The 12232-nt window shown below is 72.6% G+C and carries 8 protein-coding genes and 1 pseudogene; 3 read left to right on the top strand and 6 right to left on the bottom strand.

Annotated elements, in window-relative coordinates:
- Position 1: 1 nt before the first annotated feature.
- Together IPQ09_04640 and IPQ09_04635 are read right to left on the bottom strand one after the other, a co-directional pair.
- Positions 2-1036, bottom strand: coding sequence for a sigma-70 family RNA polymerase sigma factor (locus IPQ09_04640; protein MBL0193507.1), 1035 nt, complete (start codon positions 1034-1036; stop codon positions 2-4).
- Positions 1037-1103: 67 nt separating this feature from the next.
- Positions 1104-2657, bottom strand: a complete 1554-nt coding sequence (locus IPQ09_04635) for a hypothetical protein (protein ID MBL0193506.1) — start codon at positions 2655-2657, stop codon at positions 1104-1106.
- An 81-nt stretch (positions 2658-2738) separates the two neighbouring features.
- On the opposite strand from IPQ09_04635, the gene IPQ09_04630 reads away from it, so the two are divergent.
- The 3 genes and pseudogenes from IPQ09_04630 to IPQ09_04620 all read left to right on the top strand — a co-directional run bounded on the left by IPQ09_04630 (position 2739) and on the right by IPQ09_04620 (position 7303).
- Positions 2739-5084, top strand: coding sequence for a PQQ-like beta-propeller repeat protein (locus IPQ09_04630; GenBank protein MBL0193505.1), 2346 nt, complete (start codon positions 2739-2741; stop codon positions 5082-5084).
- A 76-nt stretch (positions 5085-5160) separates the two neighbouring features.
- Positions 5161-5868 carry a hypothetical protein gene (locus IPQ09_04625; GenBank protein ID MBL0193504.1) on the top strand — a complete coding sequence of 236 codons (708 nt, stop codon included), beginning with the start codon at positions 5161-5163 and terminating at the stop codon, positions 5866-5868.
- 350 nt (positions 5869-6218) lie between these two features.
- Positions 6219-7303 (top strand): annotated as a pseudogene (locus IPQ09_04620) (IS630 family transposase).
- Positions 7304-7496: 193 nt separating this feature from the next.
- Here IPQ09_04620 and greB read toward each other — a convergent pair.
- From greB to IPQ09_04600, 4 genes are all read right to left on the bottom strand, one after another.
- A complete protein-coding gene (gene greB / locus IPQ09_04615; protein ID MBL0193503.1) occupies positions 7497-8078 on the bottom strand; it encodes a transcription elongation factor GreB in 582 nt (193 codons plus the stop codon).
- Positions 8079-8080: 2 nt separating this feature from the next.
- Positions 8081-10105, bottom strand: coding sequence for a peptide MFS transporter (locus IPQ09_04610; protein MBL0193502.1), 2025 nt, complete (start codon positions 10103-10105; stop codon positions 8081-8083).
- Between the two features lie 67 nt (positions 10106-10172).
- Positions 10173-11702: a hypothetical protein gene (locus IPQ09_04605; protein MBL0193501.1), complete on the bottom strand. Its 1530-nt coding sequence runs from the start codon at positions 11700-11702 to the stop codon at positions 10173-10175.
- Entirely contained in the window at positions 11702-12223 is a 522-nt protein-coding gene (locus IPQ09_04600) for a hypothetical protein (GenBank protein MBL0193500.1), read from the bottom strand. The genes IPQ09_04605 and IPQ09_04600 overlap by 1 nt, the downstream gene beginning before the upstream one ends.
- Positions 12224-12232 lie beyond the last annotated feature (9 nt).

Here is a 12232-nt window from a genome sequence, read left to right as displayed (position 1 = left end):
GCTACTTCGACATCCCGCCCGAGGGATCGAACGCGGCCTTCTTGCTCGGCGCCTTCGGCGCGGGCGGAGCGGTCGGCTTCATGAGCGGCGCCTCGGTGGGGACCGGCGTCGGCGTCGGGCGCGCGCTCGGCTCGGGCGCCATCTTCTGCGGGGCCCATTTCGGAGAGGCGTCGCCCGTGGGGATCGGGCTGGCCGACGCCGTCGGGACCGGCGCGACGGGGGGCGCGAGCGCGTCGGTCGCGGCCTTGCGCGCGCGCTGCACGGCCTCGGCCTCGTCGCCCGCGGGGTCGAGGCCCTTCGCCTCGTCGAAGAGGTCGAGGCAGGGCCGGTACGCGCCCGCCCCGCAACGCTCGAAGGCCGCGCGTCGCTTCTGCTCGGCGACCTCGCGCGGGCCGGGGGTCGGCGCGCTCACGCTCGGCGCCGGGACGTCCTTGGCGATGTCGTCGCTGCGCCGACGGAGGGCCACCACCACGAGCACCACGACGACCACGCCGAGGGCCAGCAGCGCCGCCGCCTGGCCGCTCCACCGCGCGCGAAAGTGCTCGCGCAGCCGGCTCACGCGCTTTCGCACGCGCGGCGCCGGGAGGTTCGACTCCTCCGCGATCGTCTCCAGGGTCTCGCCTTCCGCCTCCCGCAGCATCCACCGCAGGGTCTCCTCGGCGTTCTCGCCCTCGGGGAGCTCGCGGCGCGCCCACCGCAGGAGATCGAGCTCGCCCTGGCCCGCGTCCTCGCCGGCGACGTCGGGCAGCTCGTCGGTCAGACGCCGGCGGCGACGGAAGTGGTCCACCACCTTGTGGCGCGCGACGCCCCACACCCAGCGACGGAGGGCGTCGGGCTCGTCGTCGCGCTTGCCGGCCACGAGCGCCTCGGCGATCGCGGTCTGCACGATGTCCTCCGCGTCACTCTCGGGCACGCGCCGCCGGACCATGCGCGTGAGCGCCTCGCGGAAGCGCGGGTCTTCGAGGGGGTGCGCGGGGCGCGCTGGGGAGCCGGGGGTCGACATCGGGGCGAGGGCGAGTGTCGCACGAGTCGTCATGGCGCGTCGTCGCGCGGGCGCCCCCGTTCGTGACAGGCCCCCATCATTCTCACATTGAACGCGGATATCATTCACTTTTCTCTGGAACACGGCGGTACACGACGTACCCGGCGCCCGCGTCACCGAGGCGCACGAACGCGCTCGGCGCGTACCGCCGCGCGAACAGCTCGGAGCCGACGAGGCGAGCCTCGACCCCGCGCGCCCCCACCACCTGCGAAGCGCCCGGCGCGGGCATCCCGCCAGCGGTCGTGTACACGAGCGCGACGTCGACGCCGCGGTCGAGGAGCAGCGAGGTCGCGACGCGCTTGGACGTGTGCCCGCCCGGGAGCGCCGCGAGCTCGGGATCGGTGAGGCCCGCGAGATCGAGGAGGGGCGCGTCGGTCGCGGCCGAGACCCACCCGATGTCGAGCGCCGCGACCCCGCGGGCGCCCGCGAGCTCCGGCCGCGCCCGCGCGATGAGCGCGAGGCGATCGCGCCATACGCCCCGTCCGCGCGGCGCCGTGCCCGCGAAGAGCACCACGCCAACCCCCGCGGCGACGACGAGACGCCCGATAGACCAAGCGCGCGCCCGCCCGACGCGGGGGCCGGCGCCGGGCAAGATGGCGCACGCGGCGAACGCGAGGCCCGGGACGAGCGGCGCCATGAGCCGCGCGTAGGGCATCCAGTCGCCCCCCACGGCGACGATCACCCCGGCGTGGACGCAGGCCGCCACCACGAGCGCGCGGCCGCGAGCGCCCACGCCTCGACGCGCCCCGCGTGCAGCGGAGGGGGCGACCACGAGGAGCGGCGTCAGCGACGCGATGAGCGCCGCGCCCGCGTACGGGAGCCCGTGCGCGACGTCGCTGGGCTTCGCGAGCAGCGCAAGCGGCGCGGGGCGGCCGAAGGCGACGAGCCGCGCGACGACGCAGAGCGCGAAGGGCGTCGCCGCCGCGACGACCGCCCCCGCGAGCGCTCGAGCCGCGGCGCGCGCGGCGGCGCGGGCGCGAGGTGACGACCCGCGAGGCCCGCGCTGGACCGACAACGCCGCGAGCGTGAGCGCCCACGGGAGCAGCTCCGGCCGGAGCGACGCGGCGAGCCCCGCGAGCGCGCCGCGGGCCAGCGCCCGCCGCGAGGTCGCCGCGAACGTGAGCAGGCAGGTCGCGAGCGAGGTCTCCATGCCGCTCGCCGAGTGCGCCGCCAGCGGCACGGAGAGCGCGCACACCAGCAGGGCCGCGGCGGCGTGCCCGAGCGGCGCGCGCGTGCCCGAGAGGGCCCACCCCAGCCGCGCTCCCCCCAGCGCGCCGAGCGCGACGCCGAGCGCCTTCGCGCGGGTGAGGATCGTCACCGCCAAGGGCGCGCCGCCCGCGCCGGGCAGGTGCGCGAGGGCGGCGAGCAGCAGCGGCCATGGCAGCGGCGTGACGCCGTCGGTCGCCGGCCCGGCCGCGGCGAAGCGGTAGCCCGCGCCCGACGCGAGGTTCACCGCGTAGCGCGCGGAGATGAGCGCGTCGTCGACGGTGAAGCCCCACATGAACAGCGCGGGCCCGAGCGCGCACGCGAGCCCGAGCACCGCGAGCGCGAGCGCCCGGCGCGAGGCGGCGCGGGGGGCTACCAGCGTGGACGGGGCTTGTCCAATTGCCTTCATCCTGCGCCGAAAACTACAGCTCTCACCTCACGCTTCCTACCATGGCGGTGCCGTCGCCACCCGAGGAGAGCCGTAGAGAGCATGCGAAGCTTCGAGATATTCGTCGACCAGGGTTCCTCCGCCGAGCACGCGCCGCGCGGAGAGGCGTCGCTCGCGGAGCGGCGGGGCGGCGCCCCGCGTGGGCCGGCCCCGCGCGAGGTCCTCGACATCTTCATCCAGGGCACGAACGTGACCGCGAGCGTCAACGAGCGCAACGCCGTGAGTGTCCTCCGAGACCTCGCGAGCGCGCTGACGCCGCTGCTCGCGAGCCACCGAGGCAAGGCGATCGTGCGCTTCTACGACGACTCATGGGAGCTCGCGATCGAGCGCTTCGGCCCGACGGCGCTGCTCAGCGTCTACCGGGCGGGCGGCGATCCGAAGGTGCTCGTGCACGAGCGCCCGGTGGCGTTCAGCGAGGTTCGCGCCAGCGTCCTCGACGCGCTCGCGAACGCGGCGGGCGCCGGCGCGGCGGGCTCGATGCGCTCGCGGGCCCCGGAGCTCGAGACGGTGCGTCGCTCGCTGGCCGACACCGAAGACCTCGGCGCGGACAGCGACCTGCCCCTCCCTCGCCCCACGCCGGTCGTCATCGAGCTCGACCGCGACGCGCCGATCTCCTTCGCCGCCGAGTTCCTCCTGCGGGAGGGCGCGCGCGGCGCCGCGCCGTCCAGCGTCGAGCGCGCCGATCTCCACGCGCTGCTCTTCCGCGGCCGCATGCGGGCCGAGATCCGCGGGCGCGCGGTCGACCTCGGTGAGGCCGCGCCCTTCCTCGTGGCAGAGCGCCTCGTCGAGCTCGCGCGCGGCGCCCTCGCCTCGTGGGAGCGAGGCCAGGGCTTCCACGTCCGCGCCAACGCGGGCGGCCTGCTGGTCGGGCTGCGCGCGAGCTGCGACGCGGACGGCAGAGAAGTCGCCGCGCTGGTGCTCGGCAGCGCCGAGCTCTCGAGCCGTGAGCGTGCACTCTACACGTTTCCGAACCTGGGCGTGTCCGACGTGGTCGAGGCGGCGCTCTCGTTCGGTCGCGCCGTCGTGCGCGCCGTCGTGCGCCGCGATCGCTCGCAGTCGATGAACCTGCGGCTCTCGGCGTTCCGCCGCCAGGTCCGCGAGCTCGAGGGCGCGCTCCGCGAGGTGAAGCGCTCCGACTCCTTCGTGAACCGCGCGCCGGAGTCGTACCGCGCCTTCGCCGAGGGCGCCGCGCGACCGCGCAGCGAGGCGGTGCCGCCTGCGCGCCTCCGCTACACACCCAAGTGGCGCGCGCAGATCGCCGGCATCGATCTCCGGGGGACGTTCCTCTGCGGCGACCGCCTCATCGTGGGCTCGGTCCACGAGCTCTCGTGCCTCGACCGCGCGACCGGCGAGGTCCTCTGGCGCGCCCCCGCCGCCCGAGCCACGAGCGTAGTGACGCCCGCGGGCATCGCCCGGGTGGCCAGCGACGGCGAGGTGACGGTCCACGACTTCGGCAACGGCGACGTCGCGCTCCGCACGTGGATCGCGCCGCGCGGCGCAGGCCCCCAGGCGGGCTGCGTCGTGAGCGCGCCGGGCCTCCCGCGCCTGCTCATCTTGTCCGAGGGCGAGCGGCACCTCGTCGCCCTCGATCTCCTGACGGGCGAGCCTCGCTGGCGCTACGCGTGGGGCAAGAGCTCGGGCGCGCTGCGCCTGAAGCGTTCGGGCAAGCTCCTCTACGTGGCCACGGGCGACACCGCGCTGACGGCGCTCGACGTCTCCACGGGCTCGGTCGTCTGGCGCGTGCGCGACAGGCTCCGCTTCTGCGCCGCCCCCACGGTCGACCAGCACGGCCTCTACGCCGTCGCGGGCGCCGCGCACGGGCCCGGGCAGCTCGCCATCGTCGATCCCTTCTCGGGCGAGGTGCGCGTGTCGCACGCGCTCACGGGCACCGTGACGGTCGAGGGGAGCCCCCTCGTCGCCAGCGACGCTGTCGTCCTCGCGCTCCGCGAGCGCGACGGCCTCCGCCTCGTGGGCCTCGACCGCGCCACCGGCAAGCCGCGCTTCGACACGAAGAACGCCGTAGCGCCGGTGGGCACGTCGTGGCTGGCGGTCGACGATCTCGTCATCGGCAACACGCCGACGGGCGAGCTGCTCGCCGTCGAGTCCGCGGGAGGGCGCGTTCGCTATCGTCAGGAGCTCGGGCGCGCGAACGAGGCCGACGCGCCGAGGCGCCTCGAGCCCGTGCTCCGCTCGGGCGCGCTCTTCGTGCCGCACATTGACGTACATGTATTCCGCCCTCAGGACGGCGCGCGCCTCGGCACGGTGGGCCCGTGCGAGGCCATCCCGGACCTCCTGCGCGTCGACGAGAAGTGCGACGCGTACATCGCGGAGGAGAGCGGCCACCTCGCCGCGTTCGGGTCCGGCGCCCGCCTCTCGCTGGTCCGCTGAGCCTCGAGCGCGAAGCGCGGCTCTCCGGAGAGCCTTCGGAGGGAAGAACCCGCGCGCGTCGACGTACGCTGGGGGGATGGTCCCCGCGCGCAAGACGGTCTCCTGGCCGCGCTCCTGGCTCTGCGCCGCCGCGTGCGCTCTCGCGCTCGCCGCGTGCAGCGACCTCAAAGAGGGCGGCGGAGACACGCTCCCCGATGGCGGCCCGACCGCGACGGGCGAAGGCGGCGTGCCCATCGCCCCGACCGCGCCTCCCTCGGGTTCGGGCGCGCCGGACGACGCTGCCACCCGGCCCGTAGGCGCAGGCCCGACCGGTCCGGGGCCCTTCGGCGCGCTCCCCAACGGGTATTGTTGCGCCGACGCGAGCGAGTGCCGGTCGCGACAGTGTGTCGACGGACCGGGAGGCCGCATGTGCCTCGACCGGTGCGGCGATCCCAGCGGCTGCCTCGCCACGGCGGGCACCTTCACCTGCCCGAGCGTCGGCGGCGGCGCAGACCGCCTCTGCGCCCCGAGCGCGGCCACCCGCTGCACCCCCGGCAACGTCTACTCGCGCGGCACGCGCAAGCTCGGCGACTGCTGCACCGCCACGCACGACGCCAACGCGGGGCTCGAGTGCGAGGGCGGCATGTGCTCCTCGTTCGGCAAGGCCGGCAACCGCTACATTTGCCATCAGGCGTGCTCGAAGCCGTCGGACTGCCCCGGCAACTACATGTGCGCGCTCGGCCCCTACGACTTCAAGATCTGCGTGCCGGAGTCCGGCGAGTCGCCCACCTGCCGCGAGCCCTAGTCCCCTGGAAGCGTGATCCCTTCCAGAAGTCGCGCGGCTCGGCCTTTCGCCACAAGGGAGCGAGGGGGTGTCCCGTTTTCGGCGGCGGTGGGAGGATACTCATGTTCGAGGGTCGGCGTTCTCGCGCGGTCACACCCGAAACCACTGTCCCCTGAGCGCAAAGCGCCGCCTCCACCGCGCGGAACGACGTCCGAGTTGAGGACGGGCCCGCCGCCGCCGCAAACGGGGCACCCCCTCGCTCCTCGGCATGACACCGAAGACCGGGCTTCTGGTACGAACCACGACTCCAGGGGACTCCCCTGGAAGCAAGATGACTTAAATATTCTACGGTGCTTCCTAGTCCAAGGACCATGACCACCAGCGGCCCGAAGGCAGTACTCGCCCTTTCTCCCGAGGAACGCGCGGAGTTGGAGCGGCGCGACGAGTACGCACGAATCGTCGCCTCGCGTTTCGCGCCGGCATCGTTTTGGCCTGCGCGGGGGGCGCGACGAACACAGATGTCGCAGCCCGTTGCAGGACGTCGATGCAGACCGTTGGCCTCTGGCGTCGGCGGTTTGTCGAGCGTCGGCTCGACGGGCTTTACGATGAGCCCCGCGTTGGGGCGCCGCGCGCGATCTCGGACGAACAGGTCGAGAAGATCGTCGTCGCGACTTTGGAGGCCAAGCCCAAGGGCAAGACCCACTGGAGTACGCGCGACATGGCCGCCAAGGCGGGCATCAGCCACACCACCGTCAGGAAGATCTGGCGGACGTTTGGCCTGAAGCCACACATCGTGCGCTCCTTCAAACTCTCAGACGACCCGCAGTTCGTCGAGAAAGTTCGCGACGTCGTAGGCCTCTATATGAACCCACCCGACCGCGCTGTCGTCTTCGCGGTGGACGAAAAGTCGCAGATCCAGGCGCTCGAACGTGCGCAGCCGGTCCTGCCGATGGACCTCGGTCAGCCGGAACGACAGACCCACAACTATGTCCGTCACGGCACGCTCGACCTCTTCGCGGCGCTCAACGTGGCAACGGGCGAGGTCATCGCTCGTTTCAAGAAGCAGCACCGTGCGAAGGACCTCGTCGCCTTCCTCAAGGCCCTCGATGCAGCGGTCGAACCGGAGCTCGCCGTGCATGTCGTCCTCGACAATCTCTCGGCGCACAAGGGCCCTGAAGTGCAGCGCTGGCTGCTGCGCAACCCCCGCTTCCAGCTGCACTTCACCCCCACCTACTCTTCGTGGCTCAACCTCGTGGAGCGCTTCTTCGGCCTCCTCACCGAGCAGGCTCTCAAGCGCGGCTCGCACACGAGCATCCCGCAGCTACGTCAGGCGATCCAAGCTTACGTCGACGCGCACAACGAGCGCTCGCGGCCGTTCAAGTGGACCAAGCCCGCCGACGAGATCCTGGCGTCGGTCCAGCGCTTCGGACAGCGAATCCTGCAGGTTCACGGATGAGTGTTTTTGAAAGAAATCACGCTTCCAGGGGACTAGCTAGCCGTTGATAAACTCCCGTCGCCCCCGCGCCGCCGCATCGGCACGGGCTGCGTTGCGATCCTCCGGTGCCTGCTCACCTGCGTCTCCGACGATGTGCGTGCACTCTACACGGACATGGACGGCGCCTCGGCGCGAGCCGTGAGCGCCGCGCCGGCTACCGCGGCGCGGCTGGGTCCGCGGGGTCGGCCTCGTAGCTCACGCGGAGCACCGTGAGCTCCACTGTCCCCTTCGGGCGCGCGACGAGGGTCGTGTCCCCCTCCCGCTTGCCGAGCAGCGCCTTGGCGACCGGCGAGGCGACGCTGATGTGTCGACGGGCGAGGTCGATCTCGTCGGGCCCGACGATGCGGTACGTCGCCCGGGCGCCGTCCTCGTCTTCGACCGTGACCCACGCGCCGAAGAAGACCCGCCCGTCGTCGCGGCTCGCGAGGCTCGCGCCCGGGTCGACCACGCGCAGCACGTCGAGCCGCTTCGAGAGGAAGCGGATGCGGCGATCGATCTCGCGGAGGCGCTTCTTGCCATAGATGTACTCTGCATTCTCCGAGCGATCGCCCTGCGCCGCGGCCGCCTGGACGTCGGCCGTGACCTTGGGGCGCTCGCCGTGCCACAGCCGCTCGAGCTCGTCGCGGAGGCGGCGCTGGCCCTCCGGGGTGATGTAGCTCGGCCCTCGCGGCGCGGGCTCGGCGTCGGCCGGATCGTCGTCGTCGGCGTCCGGCTCCTTCGTGAAGGCCTTGGACACGCCTACGTCACCTCGTGCATCAGCTTGCGGATGGGACGTGAGAACACGAACAGCACGCCCGCGCCGAGGACGCTGATGCCCACGAAGAGCTGGAAGTAGCTCACCGGGGTGACCTTGCCCCACGACTCGCCGATGCTGCCGCCCACGTACTGCGCGACCGAGCTCGCGAGCAGCCACACGCCCATGAAGAGCGAGCCGAAGCGCGCGGGCGCGAGCTTCGTGACCATCGAGAGCCCGACCGGCGAGAGGCACAGCTCGCCGAGCGTCGCGAGCAGGTAGCTGAGGAAGAGCCACATGCCGCTCACGCGGCTGTCCTGGCTCGCCTTCGCGAGCTCCACGATCGCGGTCTTCCACGCGGGCGACGCCGCGCACTGGAGCACGCTCACCTTGGAGTTTTCGTCGACCGGGGCGTGGAAGTGAAACACGATCTTGGCGCCCGGGCCGGCGGTCACCTTGCCGTCGGGGCCGACCGTCGCGCCCACGAGCTCGGCGGCGCCGTTGGCCTCGTCGTTCTTCGTCATGATCGGCTCGAAGTACTCTGGCAGCGTCGTGAGCTCGATCGTCACAGGGGAGGCCTTCGTGGCGCCCTTGGTGCGGTCCTCGAGGGTCTCCACGAACTTCGCGTAGCTCTCCGGCACAGCCGCGGCGATGGCCCCGTTGCGGCCAAAGATGGGGAGCACGCCCTTCACCACGAGCTCGCCGCCCTCGAAGCGGAGGCGGCCGGCGTCGAGCTTCGACACGTCGACGCCTGCGGGCACCCCGCCGGCGAGCTTCACGCGCGACTCGCGCGAGTTCTCGGAGCCCGCGCCCGCGACCATCGCGGCGAACGACGCGGTCATGAAGAGCAGCGCCACGAACATCTTCACGGGCGTGGAGGGGTTCCACACCTTGATCCAGAACATCGTGAAGAGCGGCGCGAGGATGAAGATCAGCACCGCGTTGACCGACTGAAAGTACTCGGCCGGGTACTCGAAGGTGCCCACCTTCAGCACCGTGTGTTGATCGGCCCAAATGCTGAGTGCGTTGCCCGCCTGCTCGAACGCCATCCAGAAGAGCACCGCGAAGCAGAAGAGCATGAAGATGACCTTGCTCTTGTCGCCCTCCTTGCCCTTCAAGCGCAGCAAGATGACGGCCATCGTCACGAACACGCCGCCGAACGCCACCGGCATGATGAGCGCGGTGCCCTTCGCGTGACCCGAGAGGAACATCGACACGTACATGCCCGCGATGCCGAGGGCCGCGAGGATCATCACGAACGGGTAGACCATCGCGAGCCCACCCGCGAAGCCGCGCGCACCGTCCGCGCCCGCCGCGCCCTCGGCGCCCTCGGCTTCGGGCTTCCCGTCGCGGTAGGCGCTGCCCGTCGGCTGCTCGTTCGCGGCCGCTTCCTTCGCGGCCTCTTCCGACTCGGCCTTCGCGCTCTTCTCGACGACCTCGGCCGCGGCGATGTCCGCGAGCACACGCTTCTGCCCCACCAGGAACACCGTGAGGCCGACGCACATGCCGATGCCCGCCGCCGCGAACCCGTAGTGGAACGAGTAGTGCTGCTTCAGCCAGGCGCAGACGAGCGGCGACAAGAACGCGCCGAGGTTGATGCCCATGTAGAAGATCGTGAACGCGCCGTCGCGGCGGTTGTCGCCCTTGGGGTACATCTTCCCAACCATCGTGGAGATGTTCGGCTTGAAGAACCCGTTGCCCGCGATGAGGAACCCGAGCGCCGCGTAGAAGAACGGCAGCGACTCGAATGCCATCAAGAAGTGACCGATCGCCATCAGGATTCCGCCGATGACGATGCTGTTGCGCAGGCCGAGCAGGCGGTCGGCGATGAGCCCGCCGAGCAGCGGCGTGAGGTAGACGAGGCTCGTGTACCACTTGTACACACCGGAGGCGCGCTCGGGCTGCCAGAGCAGGTAGTTCAGCATGTAGGTCATGAGCAGCGCGCGCATGCCGTAGTAGCTGAAGCGCTCCCACATCTCGGTGAAGAACAGGAGGTAGAGCCCCCGAGGGTGCGGCGCCGCTTTAGCCATGGCGGGCGAAGGGAGCCGCTTCGCATCGCGCTGTCAAGGCTTTAGGCCGCGGCGAGCGACCCCGCGCCTACGGAGCGGGCGGCGGCACGACCTCGATCAGCGCGGGACCGGGCGACGCCGTCGCGCCCGCGAGGACCTTCTGCGCCGAGAGCCCGAGCTTGTCGCGCGCGCCCTGCGCGAAGGTGGCCGAGGGCTTCTCGCCGCCCTTGAGGCTGACACGCAGCGCGCACCCCTCGTAGGCAACGGCGTCGACCTCGACGCGCCGGAGCAGCGCCGCCTCGTCGAGGGTGGGCCCCTGCTCCTTGCGCGTCGCGACGGGCCGGCGGCGGCTCCGCGAGCAGTCGAGCTTCTCGGCCGGGGGCTGGGTCGGCTGCGGGGAGGTGTCCTTCGCGATCGCGGAGATGACCTTGCGCTCGACGAGCGGCCACGACGGCGCCGTGGTGAGGAGGCCCGCGTCGCGGTAGGCGTCGACCGTCGCCGCCGACAGCGCCTCGAGCGGGGCGCGGCGCGCGGCGGCGGCCGCGCTCGCCCCGAGCAGGCGCGCGTTGTCGTCGAGCGTCACGCGCGAGACACGGCCGAGGCGCTCGACGACACCGCCCAGCTCGCCGCTCAGCTCGGCGGCGGTCGAGAACACGGCGCCCTCCTTCGCCAGGACGCGCTTGGCGGCGCCGCCCGCGTCGGACTGGGCGCGCTCGAGGCCCGCGAGCCAGGCCTGCGCGAACGCGCGCACCAGCGGCTCGTTCGCGGTGAGCGTGTGCTTCGTCGTGATGGCCACGTAGGGCACGAGCCCGGCCGCCTCGACCGTGGAGAGGAGGTGCTCGCCGTCGTACTTGTCGAGGAACGAGCCGGCGACGAAGGCCGCTTCGCGGTGTGTGATGGACGCGCGCTCGTCGGCGACGACGAACTTCACCCTCGAGGGCGATGCGCCCGCGGCGTCGAGCGCGAAGAGCGCCATCCACTGGCGGGACGCGAGGCGCTCGCCCGCGGGCACGAAGACCTTCACCTCGCCGGTCGCCGCCGGCGCGCGGCTCGCCCCCGGCGCCGCGAGCGGCACGAGGCGCTCGGCGGCCTGAGAGAACCCGACCAGGAGGAACGCCTGGGGCTCGAGCGCGCGCAGGCGCTCGGTGGCCGCCACGAGGTCCGGCAGCGCGACGATGGCGATGTCGGCCCCGTCGGCGTCGGCGCCGCCCCGGACGAGCCGCCCCTCGACCTTTGCCAGTGACTCGACGGGACAGAGCTCCAGCTCGAACGGGCGCGTCGCGCCGGGCGCGAACGCCATGGTGCCGGGCGCGGCGAGGGCGGCGCCGAGGGTCGTCACGCGGAGCGGTCGGTCAAGCAACTTGACCACCTGGGTCGGCGGGGCGCCGTCGCTCGCGGGCGCAGCCACGGCGTCGGCAGGATCGGCGGCGACCGCGGCGTCGCGCGCGGCCGCGTCGAGCGCGGCCGCGTCGAGCGCGCTCGCGTCGCCCGACGCGTCCCCCTCTTCCTGGACGCGCACGAGCGGCGCGTCGTGCGGCGGCTTCGTCCGCACGGCGGCCAGCACACCGAGGCCCGCCAGGGCGGCGAGGAGCACGAACGGGACGACCTTGTCGCGCATCAGCGCGCCTCCTTCGCGGCCGAGGAGCTCGGCGCGGCCGACGCGGCGGACGGCGCCGGCGCGAGCACCTCGCGCTCGGTACGGAACGTGGGGGTCACTCCGCCGAGCGCGAACGCGATCTTCGCGAGGCCGAGGGAGCTGGCGCGGGTCTGCCGATCGCCCTCGTTCACGAGCGCTCCGGGCGCGGCGGCGATGAACACCCAGGCCAGGAGGATCCAGAAGCCCGCGCACACGTCGGCGACGGCGCCGAGTCGATCGGTGATGCCCTTCAGGCGAGCGAGCAGCTTGTCGGCGACGAACAGCGGCAGCCCGAGCAAGAGCACGGCCGCCACGACCAGGCGCGCGGTGAAATTGCCCGTCGCATAGCCGAAGACCGACACCAGACCCAACAAGGCGAGCGGGAACGACGCGAGCAGAGAGATTCCCCGGGCGGATCGAACGGCGTTCGTGAGCCGCGCGCCGCTGGGCGCGGGGCGCGAGGGTGCGCTCGCCTTCTTCACCGCAGGTCTTGCTTCCGCCACCCGCCGACT

The organism is Myxococcales bacterium (genome assembly GCA_016720545.1).
In the GTDB taxonomy this organism is placed as follows: Bacteria; Myxococcota_A; Polyangia; order Polyangiales; family Polyangiaceae; genus JAAFHV01.
Note: the sequence above shows the minus strand (reverse complement) of the source record. Positions and strands in the feature narration are given on the sequence as shown.

What these genes read in the sequence shown, in the direction of transcription:
- IPQ09_04640 (MBL0193507.1), bottom strand. Translation starts at nt 1,036, where the DNA reads ATGACGACTCGTGCGACACTCGCCCTCGCCCCGATGTCGACCCCCGGC.
- IPQ09_04635 (MBL0193506.1), bottom strand. Translation starts at nt 2,657, where the DNA reads ATGAAGGCAATTGGACAAGCCCCGTCCACGCTGGTAGCCCCCCGCGCC.
- IPQ09_04630 (MBL0193505.1), top strand. Translation starts at nt 2,739, where the DNA reads ATGCGAAGCTTCGAGATATTCGTCGACCAGGGTTCCTCCGCCGAGCAC.
- IPQ09_04625 (MBL0193504.1), top strand. Translation starts at nt 5,161, where the DNA reads ATGGTCCCCGCGCGCAAGACGGTCTCCTGGCCGCGCTCCTGGCTCTGC.
- IPQ09_04610 (MBL0193502.1), bottom strand. Translation starts at nt 10,105, where the DNA reads ATGGCTAAAGCGGCGCCGCACCCTCGGGGGCTCTACCTCCTGTTCTTC.
- IPQ09_04605 (MBL0193501.1), bottom strand. Translation starts at nt 11,702, where the DNA reads ATGCGCGACAAGGTCGTCCCGTTCGTGCTCCTCGCCGCCCTGGCGGGC.